This window comes from Blastococcus sp. SYSU D01042 (assembly GCF_054050515.1).
This window is the reverse complement of the sequence record NZ_JBJGZM010000003.1, coordinates 299,173-315,692: the sequence shown is the minus strand read 5'-3', so window position 1 is coordinate 315,692 and position 16,520 is coordinate 299,173. Positions and strand designations below refer to the sequence as shown.

The 16,520-nt window shown below is 72.5% G+C and carries 17 protein-coding genes and 1 tRNA gene; all 18 read right to left on the bottom strand.

Annotated features, from left to right (window positions below; all coding sequences use genetic code 11):
* Window positions 1–203: 203 nt before the first annotated feature.
* Window positions 204–1,013, bottom strand: coding sequence for a hypothetical protein (locus ACI79H_RS08185; protein WP_456553884.1), 810 nt, complete (start codon window positions 1,011–1,013; stop codon window positions 204–206).
* A 4-nt stretch (window positions 1,014–1,017) separates the two neighbouring features.
* Complete coding sequence (locus tag ACI79H_RS08180) at window positions 1,018–1,647, bottom strand: hypothetical protein (RefSeq protein ID WP_456553883.1); 630 nt, start codon at window positions 1,645–1,647, stop codon at window positions 1,018–1,020.
* Between the two features lie 16 nt (window positions 1,648–1,663).
* Window positions 1,664–2,965: an MCE family protein gene (locus ACI79H_RS08175; RefSeq protein ID WP_456553882.1), complete on the bottom strand. Its 1,302-nt coding sequence runs from the start codon at window positions 2,963–2,965 to the stop codon at window positions 1,664–1,666.
* Window positions 2,962–4,272, bottom strand: coding sequence for an MCE family protein (locus ACI79H_RS08170; RefSeq protein WP_456553881.1), 1,311 nt, complete (start codon window positions 4,270–4,272; stop codon window positions 2,962–2,964). The genes ACI79H_RS08175 and ACI79H_RS08170 overlap by 4 nt, the downstream gene beginning before the upstream one ends.
* Complete coding sequence (locus ACI79H_RS08165; RefSeq protein ID WP_456553880.1) at window positions 4,269–5,498, bottom strand: MCE family protein; 1,230 nt, start codon at window positions 5,496–5,498, stop codon at window positions 4,269–4,271. Before ACI79H_RS08165 ends, ACI79H_RS08170 begins: the two co-directional genes overlap by 4 nt.
* On the bottom strand, window positions 5,498–6,526 hold the full coding sequence (locus ACI79H_RS08160; protein WP_456553879.1) for an MCE family protein: 1,029 nt from the start codon (window positions 6,524–6,526) through the stop codon (window positions 5,498–5,500). Before ACI79H_RS08160 ends, ACI79H_RS08165 begins: the two co-directional genes overlap by 1 nt.
* Entirely contained in the window at window positions 6,526–7,587 is a 1,062-nt protein-coding gene (locus tag ACI79H_RS08155) for an MCE family protein (RefSeq protein WP_456553878.1), read from the bottom strand. The genes ACI79H_RS08160 and ACI79H_RS08155 overlap by 1 nt, the downstream gene beginning before the upstream one ends.
* Window positions 7,584–8,951 (bottom strand): MCE family protein, encoded by a 1,368-nt coding sequence (locus ACI79H_RS08150; protein ID WP_456553877.1) that lies wholly within the window; start codon window positions 8,949–8,951, stop codon window positions 7,584–7,586. Before ACI79H_RS08150 ends, ACI79H_RS08155 begins: the two co-directional genes overlap by 4 nt.
* Window positions 8,952–8,958: 7 nt before the next feature.
* A complete protein-coding gene (locus tag ACI79H_RS08145; protein ID WP_456553876.1) occupies window positions 8,959–9,828 on the bottom strand; it encodes an MlaE family ABC transporter permease in 870 nt (289 codons plus the stop codon).
* Entirely contained in the window at window positions 9,828–10,643 is an 816-nt protein-coding gene (locus tag ACI79H_RS08140; RefSeq protein WP_456553875.1) for an MlaE family ABC transporter permease, read from the bottom strand. Before ACI79H_RS08140 ends, ACI79H_RS08145 begins: the two co-directional genes overlap by 1 nt.
* Window positions 10,640–11,770 (bottom strand): ABC transporter ATP-binding protein, encoded by a 1,131-nt coding sequence (locus ACI79H_RS08135; protein ID WP_456553874.1) that lies wholly within the window; start codon window positions 11,768–11,770, stop codon window positions 10,640–10,642. The genes ACI79H_RS08140 and ACI79H_RS08135 overlap by 4 nt, the downstream gene beginning before the upstream one ends.
* Window positions 11,771–12,076: 306 nt before the next feature.
* Entirely contained in the window at window positions 12,077–12,469 is a 393-nt protein-coding gene (gene rplL, locus ACI79H_RS08130) for a 50S ribosomal protein L7/L12 (RefSeq protein WP_456553873.1), read from the bottom strand.
* A gap of 17 nt (window positions 12,470–12,486) precedes the next feature.
* Window positions 12,487–13,101, bottom strand: a complete 615-nt coding sequence (gene rplJ, locus ACI79H_RS08125; protein ID WP_456553872.1) for a 50S ribosomal protein L10 — start codon at window positions 13,099–13,101, stop codon at window positions 12,487–12,489.
* A 403-nt stretch (window positions 13,102–13,504) separates the two neighbouring features.
* Window positions 13,505–14,224, bottom strand: a complete 720-nt coding sequence (gene rplA, locus ACI79H_RS08120; protein ID WP_456553871.1) for a 50S ribosomal protein L1 — start codon at window positions 14,222–14,224, stop codon at window positions 13,505–13,507.
* An 88-nt stretch (window positions 14,225–14,312) separates the two neighbouring features.
* The gene (rplK, locus tag ACI79H_RS08115) at window positions 14,313–14,744 is read right to left on the bottom strand and encodes a 50S ribosomal protein L11 (protein WP_135161328.1); all 432 of its coding nucleotides are present in this window, start codon (window positions 14,742–14,744) and stop codon (window positions 14,313–14,315) included.
* Between the two features lie 43 nt (window positions 14,745–14,787).
* Window positions 14,788–15,696, bottom strand: coding sequence for a transcription termination/antitermination protein NusG (gene nusG, locus ACI79H_RS08110; protein ID WP_456553870.1), 909 nt, complete (start codon window positions 15,694–15,696; stop codon window positions 14,788–14,790).
* Between the two features lie 43 nt (window positions 15,697–15,739).
* Window positions 15,740–16,261 (bottom strand): preprotein translocase subunit SecE, encoded by a 522-nt coding sequence (secE, locus tag ACI79H_RS08105; protein WP_456553869.1) that lies wholly within the window; start codon window positions 16,259–16,261, stop codon window positions 15,740–15,742.
* A gap of 70 nt (window positions 16,262–16,331) precedes the next feature.
* Window positions 16,332–16,407 (bottom strand) — tRNA-Trp (locus tag ACI79H_RS08100).
* Window positions 16,408–16,520: the final 113 nt, after the last annotated feature.

Sequence of the window (16,520 nt, the reverse complement as noted above, 5' to 3'; positions counted from 1 at the left end):
TGACCCGTCTCAGCGGGCAGGCAGTCAGAGGGCAGCGCAACAGGAGACCCTACCCCTGCTGTTGCGCGATGTCCACGTCAGGGGTACCGGTGCGACCGGCGCCACACGGGGCGGCGCGGTCCGCGAACCGGCGCGGTGCACACATGATGCCAGCCGCCACCGACAGGTCCCACCGCCACGCCGGGGGGAGGGCCCCGCACCGTTCAGCTGGTGGTCAGCTGGGTGAGCTCGCTGATCTTCCAGTCGCCGTCCACCTGGACCATGCCCACCTGGATGGTCTGCACGCAGGACTGCGCCCCCTCCGGGGTGACCTCGCACTCCGACCCCGGGGGCGCGGCGCCGTTGCCGCTGGTGACGGACTTCGTCAGGTAGCGCCCGAAGACGACGACCGTGGCGGTGTCCTGGGCGTCGTTGACCTGCTGCAGGCCGACGTCGAGCACCTCGTAGCTGGTCGTGGCCGAGACCTGCTCGTAGGTGTCGAGGATCCCGCCCTGCGCGAGCTCGGTCTCGTAGGTCTCGCGCAGCTCGCCGGTGAGGACGGCGAGCTTGCGGTCCAGGCTGCCGTCGGGGTCCTCGTAGTCGTAGGCGTAGAGGTCCTCGATCGAGCTGCGCGCGGCGGCGAAGATCCCGTCGTCGACGTGGGTGGGCTGCAGCCGCTGCCAGGTGAGGACGCCGACGCCGACCGCGGCGGCGAGGCACAGCACGGCGAGCAGCGCGACCAGCACGGGGAACCGGCGGCGTTCCGGGGCGCTGTCCTCCGCCGCGCGGCGCGGGCCGCTCCGGCGGCCGGTCACGCCGTCCGGGGCCGCGGCGCGGGCGGCCCGGGCGGCGGCCCGACCGGTCGCGGGGGCATCCGTGCCGGCGGGGACGGGGCGGTCGGCCTCCTCCCGCTCGCGGCGGCTGCCGGCCACCCGCGGGCGGGGGCTGGGGCGCGCGCCGGGCGTCGGCCGGGGCGTGGAGGCAGGACGGGACCGGGGGGTCGGGCGGGGGCGGTCGTCGGGGGTCTCGGTCATGCCCTCACAACCCCGCGATCCCGGACAGCAGCCAACGGTCGTCCACCTTCTGCAGCTCCACCTGGATCCGGTACTTGACGACCTGCGGCCGCTCGTCGGCCGCGCTCCGCTGCGTGGCCTGGATGACCAGCAGCACCGTCCCGGTCGCGTCGTCGGCGCGGGTGACGGCGGCGCCGATGACCTCGGTGCTGACGACCGCCTGCACCTCGGTGAACCGGTCGCGCTGCGCCTCGAGCTCGGCCACCGACTCGTCGAGCAGGTCACCGGTGGCCACCCGCCGGATCTGGGCGATGTCGTCGTCGATCGTCAGGTGGTCGAACGAGGTCAGGTCCACGACGCCGGAGCGGGCGGCCTGGAGCACGTCGACGTAGTCCGCCGTCGTCACCGCCGAGGGCTCGGGCCGGGTGAGCCACAGCCAGCCACCGACGGCGAGCAGGACCACCAGCAGCGCGGCGAGGACCGGCACCAGCGGCAGGCTGATCCGCCCGCGCGACCGGGGCGCGGCGTCGCCCGGGGCCGGGGTGTCCTCGTCCCGCCCGGGGGGCGCGGGCACCGCGGTGTCCTCGTCCTCCCGCACGAGCGGGCGCGCGTCGCTGGTCAACCCGGGTGTCTCCTCGTCGTCTCGCTCCTGCACCGGCGGCATGCGCGCCTCAGCCCGTGGTGCGCGCGAAGGGGCTGGCGCCCAGCAGGTTGCCGAGCACGTCGTCGAGCAGGCCGCCGACCCCGTCCACGAGGCCGCCGATCACCGTACCGAGCGGAGGTGCCCCGGCGAGGCCGCTCTGCGGCCCGGCGCCCCCGACACCACCCGATCGGCCGATGTTCTGCTCGCCGCGGATGTTCGACCCGTTCTCGTCGACGCCGTCGGAGGGGTCCGGGTCCGCGCCGTTCACGACCGCACAGCCCACCTGGTCGACGTCGAGCGCCGCCACCGCGGCGGGGCTGCCGGCCGCGCCCGTCGACGTGTAGCCGCTGGTGCAGGCCGCCGGCTCGCCGGCGTTGAGGACGAAGCCGAAGTGGGCGCGCATCACCCCGCCGTCGTTGCGGACGACGCTGAAGCCGCCGGAGACGACGTCGGGGTAGGTGACGAGCATCTGCTCGACGCCGTCCAGCCGCGGGATCGTGACGCCGTTGAGGATGTCGACGTTGCGCACCAGCGATCCCAGACCGGGGCCGGCCCGCTCGACGAGGTCCTGCAGTGCCTGTCCGCCGTCGGGCGCGTCGACCAGCAGGTCGCGGATGTCCTGGTCGCTCTCGACGAGGGTGTCCGAGACCAGGCGGAGGTCGGCCGCCCACTGCTGGATCGCCGAGCGGCTGGCCACCTGGGTGTCCAGCACGGTGCGCCCGTCGGTGATCAGCGACAGCGTCTCGGGCAGCGACTCCTCGGCGCGGGCGAGCAGCAGGTCGCCGTTGTCGATCAGCCGGCCCAGGTCGTCGCCGGCACCGGCGAAGGCCCGGCCGAGCTCGTCGACGACGGTGCGCAGGTTCTCCTCGTCGATGGAACCCACCAGGCGGTCGACGTTCAGCAGCAGCTGCTCGACCGGGACCGGGACCGAGGTACGGTCCCGCGGGATGACCGAGCCCTCCTCCAGGAACGGGCCGGCGTCGTCGTCGGGCTCGAGGTTGACGTACTGCTCCCCCACCGCGCTGCGGTTGGCGACGACGGCCGCCGCGTCCGCCGGGATCGGCTCGGCGTCCGGGTCGATGGTGAGGACGACGCGGACGCCGTCGTCGATCAGCTCCATGTCGCTGACCCGTCCCACCGCGACGCCGCGGTAGGTGACCTCGGCGTTGACGAAGATGCCGCCGGAGTCCTCGAACTCCGCCGCCACCTCGTAGCCGCTGCCCAGGACCAGCCGGTCCAGGCCGACGTACCGGTAGCCCAGGTAGGAGGTGGCCAGGACGGCGAGCGTCAGGAACGCCAGCAGCTGGATCTTCGTGGTGCGGGTGATCACGGCTGTCCTCCCGCGAACTGGGGGAAGCCGAGCAGGCCACCCAGGGACTCGGCGGTGGGCAGCTGCCCGACGATCTCGCCCGGCAGGATGCTGAGGACCGACGCGCCGGGTGCGGTGCCACCGGCCGGCGCGGCGCCCCCGGCCCCGGTGGCGCCCACGCCCTGGTTCGCCGGCGGCGTGCCCGGCGTGCCGCACCGGTCGCCGGCGAGGTCCTGCGGCTCGAGCGTCTCCAGCGCGCCGGACAGCGGGTCGACCACGTACCGGCAGAGGACCTGCGTGAGGTCGAGGTCCAGCGTGGCGGTCATGTTGGCGAACAGGCCGTAGCCGCCCGTGCGCTGGTCGCGCCGGTAGTTCAGCGGGACGTCCCCGCCGCTGCCGTCCCCGATCACCGCGCTGGCGGGGAACGGGTAGGTCAGCAGCAGGTCCAGCGAGCCGGCCAGGTCGGGCCCCGCGGCGGCGAGCTGGGTGAGGACCGGCTGGAGCAGCTCCAGGTCCGCGACGGTGTTCGCCGCGGACCGGTCGATGATCCGGGTGCCGACCTCGCCGAGGCGGGACAGGCTCTCGAGCATCTGCACCAGCAGGCCGCGCTGCTCGGTGAGCACGTCCAGCCCGGGGCCGATGGTGTCCAGCGCCGTCTCGATGGTGCCGGTGCGCTCGGCCAGCGACGCGGCCAGCGCGTTCACGCTGTCCAGGGCCCGGTTGATCTCGGCCTTCTGCTCGTCCAGCCCGCCGATGAGGACGTCCAGCTGGTCCAGCGTGTCCTTGATCGCCGACTCCCGGCCCTCGAGGGCCTGGCCCAGCTCCGAGGCGATCGTCTGCAGCTGGGTGAGCCCGCCGCCGTTGAGCACCAGCGACAGGGCGCCGAGCAGCTCCTCGACCTCGACGTTGCGGTTCGTCCGGTCCAGCGCGATGACCGCGCCGTCCTCCAGCCGTCCCCGGGGCGGCTCGGTGCCGGGCGCGGCCAGCTCGACGTACTTCTCCCCCAGCAGCGAGGTCTGCTGGATCATCGCGACGGCGTTCGCCGGCAGCTCGACGTCGCCGTTGACGGTGACGGTCACCTCGGCGGTCCAGTCGTCGTTCAGCTCGATCTCGTCGACCCGGCCGACGGGCACGTCGGCCACCCGGACGCCGGACTGCGGCACCAGGTCCAGGACGTCGAGGAACTGCACGGTGACCGAGTACGGGTCCTCCCCCACGTCGGCACCGCCGGGGAGGCTGATCGAGTAGGCGCCGCGGAAGCCCCCGCAGCCGGCCAGCAGGACCGTACCGAGGCCGAGCGCCGCCACGCGCGTCAGCGGGCGGGTCACTGCTGGGCCCCCGCGAGCTGCGGCAGGCCGAGCAGCGGGCCGCCGGGAGGCGCCGACGCGCCGCCGAACAGGGCCGTGAGCAGCTCCTGCAGGTCGGGCACCCCGTTGCCGTTGAGGTCGTCGTAGGAGCCGTCGGCGTCCGCGTCGCCGGAGAGCAGCCGGCTGCAGACCTGCTCGACGAACGGCAGCTGCAGGCCGACGGCCGGCAGCACGTCCAGGTCGAGCTGGAGCCGGCTGGTCGAGGACAGGAGCTGGCAGACGATGACCTCGGGGCTGGTGCCGGCCAGGGAGTTGTCCCGGGTGTCCAGCGTCCCGAAGTCGGGGTTGTAGGCGTGCGCGAGGTTGCCCAGCGCCGCCGGGGCGACGTCGAGCACCTCCGCCAGGGCGGCGCGCTGCTGCACCAGCGCGAGGGTGACGTCGGCGAGCTTGTCGACGTTGGTGCTCAGCAGGTCGGTGTTGGTCCGCACGAACCCGGCGACGTCGCCGAGCGCCGCGGAGAGCAGCTCGACGGCCCGGGCGAGGTCGGCCCGCTCCTGCTCCAGCAGGTCGGCGACGGCGGCCATGTTGGTGTTGAACTGGCCCACCGAGGCGTCGATGGTGGCCAGCGCGCTGGTGAAGGTCTGCAGGTTGTCCACCGAGTCGAACAGCCCGTCGCGGTTGCGGGCCAGCGTCTCGACGGCCTGGGAGAAGCCGGTGAGCGTCCGGTTGAGCGCGTCGCCGTTGCCGTCGAGGTTCGCCGCACCGACGTCGACGAGGTCCGACAGCGCCCCGTTCGCGTTCGCGCCGTCGGGCCCGAGCGCGACCGAGAGCTCGTCCAGCGCGCCGTACACCCGGTCGAGCTCGACCGGCGTGGCCGTCCGCTCGAGGGGCACCTCGGCGCCGTGCTCCATCGTCGGGCCGCCGGAGTAGACGGGCGCGAACTGCACGTAGCGGTCCGACACCAGCGAGGGGGCCAGCACGACCGCGGCGGCGTCGGCCGGGATGTCGTAGTCCTCGGAGATCATCATCTCCACGCGCACCCGGTCGCCCACCGGCGTCACGTCGGTGATCTCGCCGACCTCGATGCCGAGGATGCGGACGTCGGAGCCCTCGTAGAGCCCGACCGTCCGGTCGAACCAGGCCGTCACCCCGAACTGGCCGGCCGGGCGCAGGACGGTCCAGCCCAGCGCGACCACCAGCACGAGCGCGGCCGCCAGGGCGACGCCGCGCTGCAGCGAGCCGCTCATCAGTCGCCCTCCGCGCAGCTCAGGGGCAGCCCGACGACGCCGGGTCCGCCGCAGATGACGCTGCCGACGACGCCGGGCAGCAGGTTGTCCACGAAGCTGTCGAACCAGCGCCCGTTGCCCAGGGTGTTGGTGAACACCCGGACGAACGGCGCCAGGTTGTCCACCGTCTGCGCGAGGTTGTCGCGGTTGCGGGCCAGGATGTCGGTGACCGTCGCCAGCTGCTGCAGCGCCGGGGTGAGCGCCTCGCGGTTGTCGGCCACCAGGCCAGAGAGCTGCAGCGACAGCTCCTGGGTGCTGGTGAGGATGGAGTCGATCAGCGCCCGCCGCTCCTGGACCTCGGTGAGCAGCGTGTTCGAGTCCACGATCAGCTGGGTGAACTCGCCGTTGCGGTCGGCCAGCACCTCGGTGACCGTGCGGGTCGCGGTGAGCAGCTGCTCGAGCTGGGCGTCGCGCGAGGCGATGGTGTCCGACAGCCGGGCCAGGCCCTCGAGCGAGGTGCGCACCTCCTCCGGCGTCTCGGCGAAGGTCTCCGCGAGCACCTCGAAGGAGCTGGCGAGCTGCGCGGTGTCGAGGTCCTCGACCGTGGTGGACAGGTCGGCGAAGGCCTCGACGACGTCGTAGGGCGACGCGGTGCGCTCCAGCGGGATCGGGTCGTCGGGGTCGAGCTCACCGGACCCGCGCGGCACCAGGGCGACGTACTTGGCGCCCAGCACGGTCTCGATCTTGATGGCCGCCTCGGAGCGGTCGCCGACGAAGGCGTCGGTCACCCGCAGCTCCGCGGTCACGGCGCCGTCCTCGAGCGCGAGGCTCTCCACGCTCCCGACCTTGACGCCGGCCACCCGCACCGGGTCGCCGGCCCGCAGGCCGGCGGCCTCGGAGAACTGGGCGCGGTAGACCGTGCCGCCGCCGATCAGGGGCAGCGACTGGGCGTTGAACGCCAGGAAGACCAGCACCGCGATCACCGTGAGGCTGACCGCGCCGATGGTGACCGGGTTGCGGTCGCGGAAGGGCTTGGAGGTGCGTGCCATCAGCCGCCGCACCCCCGCTCGCCGTTGTCCAGCCCGCCGGCCGGGAGGTTCACGCCGGTCTGCTCGCCGGTGAGCGGGTCGGTCACCGGGAGGGTGATGAAGCCGCCGGCCCCGCAGACGAAGAAGTTGAACCAGCTGCCGTTGATCGCCGTGCGGGTGATCAGGTCGATCTTGGTCGGCGCGAGCTGGAGGAAGCCCTCGAGCACGTCACCGGTGTCGGCCAGCTCGCCCGCGAGGTCGCCGAGGGCCTGGATGTCGGCCGCGAGCGGTGGCCGCGCGTCCTCGAGCAGCCCGGTGGTGGCGACGGCCAGCTCGTCGATCGTCTGCAGCGAGTCGAAGATGACCTCGCGGTCGCCCGCCAGGCCGGTGACGAACTGCTGCAGGCTCACGATCAGGCCCGACAGCTGCTCGTCGCGGGCGGCCACCGAGCCGAGCACCGTCGACAGGTTGTCGATGACGCTGCCGATGACGGCGTCCTTGTCGGCCAGGGAGTCCGACAGCGAGGCGACGTGGCCGAGCAGGCTCTCGACCGTGCCGCCCTCGCCCTGGAACACCTGGATGATCTCAAAGGACAACCGGTTCATGTCCTCCGGCGAGAGCGCCTGGAGCAGCGGCCGGAAGCCGCCGAAGAGCGTCGTCAGGTCCAGCGCCGGGCGGGTCCGGGCGGCCGGGATCAGCCCGCCCTGCTCCAGGGTGCGGCCGCCCGCGCCGTCGCCCTCCGCGAGCGCGACGTACCGCTGGCCGACCAGGTTGCGGTAGCGGATGGTCGCCTCGACCGTCGCCGGGAGCGGGATGTCGGCGTCGACCTCCAGCTCCACCTCGGCCAGCGGGCGGTCGGTCGCCTCGGTCAGGCCGATGCCCTTGACCTGGCCGACGCGCACGCCGGCGATGCGCACCTCGTCGCCCTCGACGAGACCCGCGACGTCGGTGAACTCCGCGCGGTAGGCGACCTGCTCGCCGTACCCCGCGTTGGTGATCGTCGTGATCAGCACGTAGCTGGCCAGCACGGTGACCAGCGCGAAGGCCACCAGCTTGACCAGCGGCGCGACCAGGCCCCTCATCGGAGCGCCACCTGGGTGCCCCGCAGCAGCGGCGCCATCTGGGAGGCCGCCAGGTCCGAGACCTCGCCCGGCTGCGCGCCGGTCTGGTAGGCGAGGATGCCGCGCACGAAATCCAGCTCCGCTGTCGATCCGGCCAGGCCGCTGGGCAGCGAGGTGCCGGCCTGGGGGTTGGGCTCGCCCGCACCCGCGGGGATGTCGTCGGGCCCGCTGCCGCCGAGGCAGACCGGGTTGCCCGTCGACGGGTTGTCCCGGCTCTGCACGCCGTCGGCGGGCGGGCTGGGGCAGTAGAACTCGCCGCGCTCGGCCGCGGCGATGAGCGCGTCGATGTCGTCGAGCCCCTGGCAGTCCGGACCGGACTGGTCGATGTACGCCGGCTGGTCGCCGGGCACGTAGGGGTTGCGCGGGGGCAGCGTCACGGTGAGGTTCAGATCCAGGTACGGGTCGCCGTCGCCGCCCAGGACCTCGCTGTACCGCGGGACCGAGCGGGCCAGCCCGTCGAGCAGGCACGGGTAGACCGGCGAGTACTCGGCGAGGGTGCTCAGCACCGGCCGCGAGGTCTCGGCCAGCGAGATGAGGTTCCGCTCGTTGGTCTCGAGGAAGCCCGCGGTGACCCGGCCCGCGCTGTCGCCGACGGTGAAGGTGCGCCGCAGCTGCTCGCGCTGGTCGACCAGGGTGCGGCTGGTGACGGCAAGGTTGTCGAGGACGCCGAGCAGGTCGTCGGCGGCCGACTCGTAGGTGTCGGCGAAGTCGGCCAGCCCGGAGATGTCCGCCTGCAGGTCGGGCAGGACGGTGTTCAGCTCCCCGGTGTAGCGGCCGACCGCCGCCAGGTTGGCGCCGAGCGCGTCGCCGCGGCCGCGCAGCGCCTCGGCCACCGCGCCCAGCGTGTAGGAGAGGTCCTGCGGCTCGACGGCCTGGAGCAGCGGCAGCAGGTCGTCGACCACCCGCTGCAGCTCGATGGCGTTCTCGCTGCGGTCCTGCCCGATGACCGCGCCGTCGGCCAGCGTCTCCCCCGAAGGCTCCTCCGGGATCTCGAGGGCGACGAACCGCTCACCGAACAGCGTCTTGGGCAGCAGCCGCGCGGTCACGTCGGCGGGGATCTGGTCCAGGTACTCCGGCTTGATGGCCAGCTCGATGGTGGCGCCGTCGGCGCTCGCGTCGATCTCGCGCACGTCGCCGACGATCACGCCGCGGACCTTCACGTCCGACGCCGTCTGCAGCTGGTTGCCGATGGTGTCGGTCTCCAGCGTCACGCGGGCCACCTCGGTGAAGGCCTTGTTGTAGGTCGCCACCGCCAGCCCGAGCAGCAGCGCGATGGTGACGAGGAACGCCAAGCCCTGCACCCGCATCCGGATCTTCCTGCTCACCGCCGCCTCACCCCGCGATCCGGACGGTCGTCGTCGAGCCCCAGATGGCCAGCGACAGGAACAGGTCGATGACCATCACGGCCACGATCGAGAAGCGCACCGCGCGGCCCACCGCGAGGCCCACGCCCGCGGGACCGCCGCTGGCGCGGTAGCCGTAGTAGCAGTGGCTCAGGATGATCACGACGGCGAAGACGAGCACCTTGAGGAAGGACCACAGCACGTCCTGCGGGGGCAGGAAGAGGTTGAAGTAGTGGTCGTAGGTGCCGGGCGACTGCCCGTAGGCCTGGGTGGTGATGGTCCGGGTCGCGAAGTAGCTGCTGAGCAGGCCCAGCACGTACAGCGGGACGACGGCGACGAAGCCGGCCACGATGCGGGTGGTGACCAGGAACGGCAGCGAGGGCACCCCCATGACCTCGAGGGCGTCGATCTCCTCGTTGATCCGCATGGCGCCGATCTGCGCGGTGAAGCCGCAGCCGACGGTGGCCGACAGGGCCAGCCCGGCGACCAGGGGGGCGATCTCGCGGGTGTTGAAGTACGCGGAGAGGAACCCGGTGAACGCCGAGGTGCCCAGCTGGTCGAGCGCCGCGTACCCCTGCAGGCCGACCTCGGTGCCGGTGAAGAAGGACAGGAACGCGATGACGCCGACCGTGCCGCCGATGACCGCGAGCGCGCCGCTGCCGAAGGTGACCTCGGCCAGCAGCCGCATGACCTCCTTCTTGTAGCGGCGCAGCGTGCGCGGGGTCCAGGCCAGCGCCCGGCCGTAGAAGCCGAGCTGGTCGCCGAGGTCCTCGAGCGCGGCCATGGGACGGCCGTAGACGGTGCGCACGATGCGCCGCGTGCGGACGCGCAGCCGGTCGACCGGCGAGAGCAGCGCCATCACGAGCCCTTCGGCGGGACGAGCTGGAAGTACAGCGCCGTCATGACGAAGTTGACCGCGAACAGCAGCAGGAAGGTGATGACGACGGACTGGTTCACCGCGTCACCGACGCCCTTGGGCCCACCTCCGGCCCGCAACCCCTTGTAGGCGGCGACGATGCCGGCGATCAGCCCGAAGACCAGCGCTTTGAGCTCACCGGACCAGAAGTCCTCCACCTGTGCCAGGGCGCTGAAGGACGCCAGGTAGGCCCCCGGCGTGCCGCCCTGGAGCACCACGTTGAAGAAGTAGCCGCCGGCGACGCCGACGACGCTCACCAGGCCGTTGAGGAGCACCGCCACGAGCATCGAGGCGAGCACGCGGGGCACGACCAGCCGCTGGATGGGGCTGATGCCCAGCACTTCCATCGCGTCGATCTCGTCGCGGATCTTGCGCGCCCCCAGGTCGGCGCAGATCGCCGAGCCGCCGGCCCCGGCGATGAGCAGCGCGGTCACGATCGGGCTGGCCTCGCGCAGGACGGCGAGCACCGACGCCGACCCGGTGAACGACTGGGCACCCAGCTGCCGGGTCAGCGAGCCCAGCTGCAGCGCGATGACCGCGCCGAACGGGATCGCGACCAGGGCCGTGGGCAGGATGGTCACGCTGGCCACGAACCAGGTCTGCTGGATGAACTCGCGCAGCTGGAACGGGCGCTTGGGCAGCGCCCGCAGCACGTCCAGGGCGAAGGCGAACAGGTTGCCGCTCGCGGCCAGCGGCCGGGTGGGCGAGTACTTCCCGTCGAGCAGCCCCGGTGCCTTCGGCTCCTCGGTGGCCGTCACCCGTGGTCCTCCCGGCGCGGCAGGACGGTCGTCGCGGTCGACGCCCCGGCGTCGGGCTCGGCGGCCCAGTGCCGCCCGCCGGTGCCGGCCGTGGGCCGCAAGACGCCGGCGTCGGCGTGCGCGAGCAGGTGCTCGGGCAGCGAGCGGCGGATGGCGGCCGCGGTCTCGCCGTCGAACTCGTGCAGCATCCGGGCCACCCGCTCCTGGCGGCGCAGCGCGCCCTTGCGCTCGGGCAGGCCCTCGGTCGGCTCGAGCTGCGGCGGGACGGCGTCGCCGCCGGAGGCGCCCTTGGGCCCGACGCCGTTGTGCGCGTCGCCGCCGCGGGCCTCCAGGGCGGCCATCTCCGCCTCGACCTGGGCGACGTCCTTCTCCTCGCTCATGCCGATCGGCCCCTCGCGCCGGCCGTTGAGGAACTGGCGGACGACGGGCTCCTGCGAGGTGAGCAGCTGCTCGCGGGGACCGAACATGACCAGGTTCCGGCGGAACAGCAGGCCGAGGTTGTCCGGCACGGTGCGGGCGGTGCCGATGTCGTGCGTGACGATGAGGAAGGTGGCGTCGATCTGCGCGTTCAGGTCGACGATCAGCTGGTTGAGGTAGGCGACGCGGACCGGGTCCAGGCCCGAGTCCGGCTCGTCGAAGAGGATGATCTCGGGGTCCAGGACCAGCGCGCGGGCCAGCCCGGCGCGCTTGCGCATGCCGCCGGAGATCTCGCCGGGCAGCTTCCCCTCGGCGCCCTGCAGGCCGACCATGTCCATCTTCTCGAGGACGATGCGCCTGACCTCGGACTCGCTCTTGCGGGTGTGCTCGCGCAGCGGGAAGGCGATGTTGTCGAACAGGTTCATCGAGCCGAACAGCGCGCCGTCCTGGAACAGGACGCCGAAGAGCTTGCGGATCTCGTAGAGCCGGTGCTCGCTGGTCCGGACGATGTCGGTGTCGTTGATGACGATCGACCCGCGCTCGGGCTTGAGCAGCCCGACCAGCGACTTGAGGAAGACCGACTTGCCGGTGCCCGAGGGGCCCAGGAGCACCGAGATCTCACCGGGCGGCAGGGTGAGCGTGACGTCGCTCCAGATGTTCTGGCTGCCGAACGACTTGGTCAGGCCCTCGACCTCGACTGCGACGCCCACGTCCACCCTCCCCGTTCCGGCTCCGAGCTGCCGGGAGCGTCCCGAGCCGCAGCACTACTGGTCAGTAACGACCTCGCCGCGGAGAGGTTACGTGTGTCACGCGGTTGCCGTGACCCGGGTCTCGTCTTTCCGCCGACCGGGGGACGCCGGGCCGCGGGACGCAGCAGGGGCCGCCCTCCGTTCGGAGGACGGCCCCTGCCGTGGTGCGGGGTGGTGCTACCCGGCGGTCGTGGACCGGCGGGTTCTCGCGGCTTCGCTGCAGGGTCCCGCGCCGAGCGTGCGAGGCGCGGGGGACAGCGAGGTCCCTTACTTGACGGTGACGGTGGCGCCGGCGCCCTCGAGGGCGGCCTTGGCCTTGTCCGCAGCGTCCTTGGCGACCTTCTCGAGGACCGGCTTCGGCGCGTTGTCGACCAGGTCCTTGGCCTCCTTGAGGCCGAGCGAGGTCAGGCCGCGCACCTCCTTGATGACCTGGATCTTCTTGTCGCCGGCGCTCTCGAGGATGACGTCGAACTCGTCCTGCTCGGCAGCGGCCTCGGCAGCGCCACCGCCGCCACCGGCGGCCGGGGCGGCCGCGACGGCCACGGGGGCAGCCGCGGTGACCTCGAAGGTCTCCTCGAACTGCTTCACGAAGTCGGACAGCTCGAGGAGGGTCATCTCCTTGAACGCGTCGAGCAGCTCAGCGCTGGAAAGCTTGGCCATGTCGATCTCCTTCTGGGTCAGTCGTCGCTGGCCGCGTCGGCGGCAGCGCTGTCGGTCTCGGGGGTGGTGTCAGCAGCAGTGGCGTCGTCGGCAGCAGGAGCCTCGCCGGCCGGAGCGTCGGCGGCCTTCTTCTCCTGCAGCGCCGCGGCGAGGCGGGCGACCTGCGACAGCGGGGCCTGGAACAGGCCGGCGGCCTTGGTCAGGTTGCCCTTCATCGCGCCGGCCAGCTTGGCCAGCAGGACCTCACGGGGCTCGACGTCGGCGAGGCGGGTGACCTCGGAGGCGTCGACCGTGCGTCCGTCGACCACGCCGCCCTTGACGACGAGCAGCGGGTTGGCCTTCGCGAAGTCGCGGAGCGCCTTGGCGCCCTCGACCGGGTCGCCCTCGATGAAGGCGATCGCGGTGGGGCCGTTGAGCAGCGGGCCCAGGTCGGAGAAACCGACCGAGTCCGCCGCCCGCTTCGTCAGGGTGTTCTTGACGACGGCGTAGCTGCTGCCCGCACCGAGGGAACGGCGCAGCTCGGTCAGCTGCGCCACGGTCAGCCCGCGGTACTCGGTGAGCACCGCCGCACTCGAGTTCTGGAACCGCTCGGTGATCTCGTCGATCACCGCGGCCTTCGCCTGCGTGGGCATGGGCCTCCTCTCGTCTGTCGGGCGACCACCGGCCATCGCGCGAACGCGGGCGATCGGATGGCCCCGGAGACGAGGAACGCCCCGGCGCAGGCGCACGGGGCGAGAGGCGGGCACGGGTGCCTGCCGGTCGGACCGTCCTCCTGCGCGGGTCGCCCGGAACTCCGGGACCTTCGATCGCACGCGGACGTGCGACGACCAACGGTCTTGGGGGGAACAGGAGCAAGAGTACGCGATGCACGGGGACTGCCGGCAGCCGGCCACGAGATCTGCACACTCGGGGTCTTCCGAGCGCTGATGCCCCCGAGTGTGCAGATCTCGCGGAGGGACGCCGGCGCCGGGCGCCCCGGGACGCGCGGAGGCCCCGCAGCGCGGTGCGCTGCGGGGCCTCCGGGGACGTGCGCCGTTACTGGCTGGGCTCGTCCACGAGCATGTTGCGGGTGCGGTTCGGGTCGACCGGGATGCCGGGGCCCATCGTCGTCGAGATGGTGACCTTCTTGACGTACCGACCCTTGGCCGAGGACGGCTTGGCCCGCAGGACCTCGTCCAGGGCGGCGGCGTAGTTCTCGACCAGCTTCTCCTGGTCGAAGGACGCCTTGCCGATCACCAGGTGCAGGTTGGCCTGCTTGTCGACGCGGAAGTTGATCTTCCCGCCCTTGATGTCGTTGACGGCCTTGGTGACGTCGGGGGTCACGGTGCCGGTCTTCGGGTTCGGCATCAGGCCGCGGGGGCCGAGGATGCGGGCGATCCGGCCGACCTTGGCCATCTGGTCCGGCGTCGCGATGGCGGCGTCGAAGTCCAGGAAGCCGCCCTGGATGCGCTCGATCAGGTCGTCCGAGCCGACGACGTCGGCGCCGGCGGCCTCGGCCTCGGCGGCCTTGTCACCGGTCGCGAAGACGATGACGCGGGCGGTCTTGCCGGTGCCGTGGGGCAGGTTGACCGTGCCGCGGACCATCTGGTCGGCCTTGCGCGGGTCGACGCCGAGGCGCAGGGCGACCTCGACGGTGGCGTCGTAGGACGTCGTCGACGTCTCCTTCGCCAGCGCGGCGGCCTGGAGCGGGGAGTAGAGGTTGTCCCGGTCGACCTTCTCGGCCGCGGCCCGGAACTTCTTGCCGTGCTTCGCCATGGTGGTTCCTCTCGCCCGGACGGAGCCGGGGATCGTGTGGTTGACGGGCCAGGCGTGGCCCTCCCACGTGTTCTGGGGTGGAGCAGGATCAGCCGGTGACGGTGATCCCCATCGACCGGGCGGTGCCGGCGATGATCTTCTCGGCCTGGTCGAGGTCGTTGGCGTTGAGGTCGGCCATCTTGGTGGTGGCGATCTCGCGGACCTGGTCACGGGTGACCGTGGCGACCTTCGTCTTGTGCGGCTCGCCCGAGCCCTTGTCGACGCCGGCGGCCTTGAGCAGCATGCGCGCGGCCGGCGGGGTCTTGGTGACGAACGTGAACGACCGGTCCTCGAAGACCGAGATCTCGACCGGGATCACGTTGCCGCGCTGCGACTCGGTCGCGGCGTTGTAGGCCTTGCAGAACTCCATGATGTTGACGCCGTGCTGGCCCAGCGCCGGACCCACGGGCGGCGCGGGGGTGGCCGCACCGGCGTTGATCTGGAGCTTGATGACCGCGGTCAACCGCTTCCTGGGGGGCATGACTTCCTTCTATCGGTGGTGGATCAGCTGGCGCCGCGAGGCGTCAGATCTTGCTGACCTGGTTGAACGACAGCTCGACGGGCGTCTCGCGGCCGAAGATGGAGACGAGCACCTGCAGCTTCTGCTGCTCGGCGTTGATCTCGTTGATGGTGGCGGGCAGGGTCGCGAACGGCCCGTCCATGACGGTGACCGACTCGCCGACCTCGAAGTCCACGAGCGCGGCCGGCGCGGCGGCGGCCGGAGCCGCCTCTCCCCCGCCGGTGCGGGCGGCCTGCGGCGCGGTGGCCGGGACCAGGATCTTGACGACCTCGTCCAGCGTCAGCGGCGAGGGCTTGGACGTCGCGCCCACGAAGCCGGTGACCCCGGGGGTGTTACGGACGGCGCCCCACGACTCGTCGTTGAGCTCCATGCGCACGAGCAGGTAGCCCGGCAGGACCTTGCGGTTGACCTGCGCGCGCTTGCCGTTCTTGATCTCGGTGACCTCCTCGGTGGGCACCTCGATCTGGTAGATGTAGTCCTCCACGTCGAGGGACTGGATGCGCGCCTCGAGGTTGGTCTTCACCTTGTTCTCGTAGCCGGCGTAGCTGTGCACGACGTACCAGTCGCCGGGCGCGATCCGCAGCGCCTTCTTCATGGCCTCGGCCGGGTCCTCGTCCTCGTCCACGGCGGGCAGGTCGGAGGACGTGTCCGGCTCGGCGAGCGGGTCGCTGGCCAGGGTGTCGGGGTCGCCCGCCTCGATCTCGGGCGTCGCGTCGGCCACCTCGTCGCCCGGGGCGAGCTCGGCGTCGTCGTCGATCGCCAGGTCGGTGGTGTCGCTGGAACCCTCGGCGGAGCCGGTCCCGCCGACGCCGGTCTCGACGTCGGCGGTGCCGCGCTGCTCGAAGCGGGCGTCGTCCAGGTCGATGCCTTCGACCGCGCTGTCGGTCTCGAAGGGCTCGCGGGGGTCGGTCACAGGTTCAACTTCCTTGTCAGGTGGCGTGCGGGCGGGGCGGAGGTCAGCCGAAGACGGCGATCACGCCCCGGGAGAAGAGCAGGTCCAGCCCGGCCACCAGGGCGACCATGAAGGCCACGAAGACGATGACCACGGTCGTGTAGGTGATCAGCTCGCGCCGGCCCGGCCAGATGACCTTGCGCAGCTCGGCGACGACCTCGCGCAGGAAGCGGCCGATGGACCGCTTCTGCCGGATCTCCTCGGCGCGGGCCCGCTCGGCCTCGGCGCGCGACCGGGTGCCGCCGCCCTCGCGACCGGCGGGGCGGGACGCCGACCGGGCGGCACGGCGCGACCCGGCCGGCTCGTCGTCGTCCTCGCCGGCGGTGATGCGACCACCGCGGCGACGGGCCGGGGTGGCGACGACCTTGTCCTCCTCGGCCGACGCCTCGGCGGCGACCGCGTCCTCGGCCGCCTCGAGCTCACCGGCGTCGTCGACGCCCGGCGCCTCGCGGTCGAGCTGCTCGTCGGTCAGCTCGGCGTCGGACGCGGCGGGAGCATCGTCCTCGCGTTCCGGCTTCTCGCTCACTGCGCCTCGCTCGCCTCGTCGTGGTGCCGTCCCCGGCGGGGGCGGTCGGCCGTGCTCGTTCGTCCTGCGGTGGCAGGGGTGACAGGACTTGAACCTGCAGCCTGCGGTTTTGGAGACCGCTGCTCTGCCAATTGAGCTACACCCCTTGGAGGACCCCGTCCACGCCATGGCAGCGCCGGACCTCGGGAGGTTCCGGGGCACGCCGGTGGCGGGGTCGACTGCCCCAGGAGGCGAGTGTACGGGACCGCGCGGCGCCGGG

Excerpts from the sequence above, each read along its gene's own strand:
- ACI79H_RS08185 (WP_456553884.1), bottom strand. The coding sequence starts at position 1,013 with ATGACCGAGACCCCCGACGACCGCCCCCGCCCGACCCCCCGGTCCCGT.
- ACI79H_RS08165 (WP_456553880.1), bottom strand. The coding sequence starts at position 5,498 with ATGAGCGGCTCGCTGCAGCGCGGCGTCGCCCTGGCGGCCGCGCTCGTG.
- ACI79H_RS08160 (WP_456553879.1), bottom strand. The coding sequence starts at position 6,526 with ATGGCACGCACCTCCAAGCCCTTCCGCGACCGCAACCCGGTCACCATC.
- ACI79H_RS08155 (WP_456553878.1), bottom strand. The coding sequence starts at position 7,587 with ATGAGGGGCCTGGTCGCGCCGCTGGTCAAGCTGGTGGCCTTCGCGCTG.
- ACI79H_RS08145 (WP_456553876.1), bottom strand. The coding sequence starts at position 9,828 with ATGGCGCTGCTCTCGCCGGTCGACCGGCTGCGCGTCCGCACGCGGCGC.
- rplL (WP_456553873.1), bottom strand. The coding sequence starts at position 12,469 with ATGGCCAAGCTTTCCAGCGCTGAGCTGCTCGACGCGTTCAAGGAGATG.
- rplJ (WP_456553872.1), bottom strand. The coding sequence starts at position 13,101 with ATGCCCACGCAGGCGAAGGCCGCGGTGATCGACGAGATCACCGAGCGG.
- rplA (WP_456553871.1), bottom strand. The coding sequence starts at position 14,224 with ATGGCGAAGCACGGCAAGAAGTTCCGGGCCGCGGCCGAGAAGGTCGAC.
- rplK (WP_135161328.1), bottom strand. The coding sequence starts at position 14,744 with ATGCCCCCCAGGAAGCGGTTGACCGCGGTCATCAAGCTCCAGATCAAC.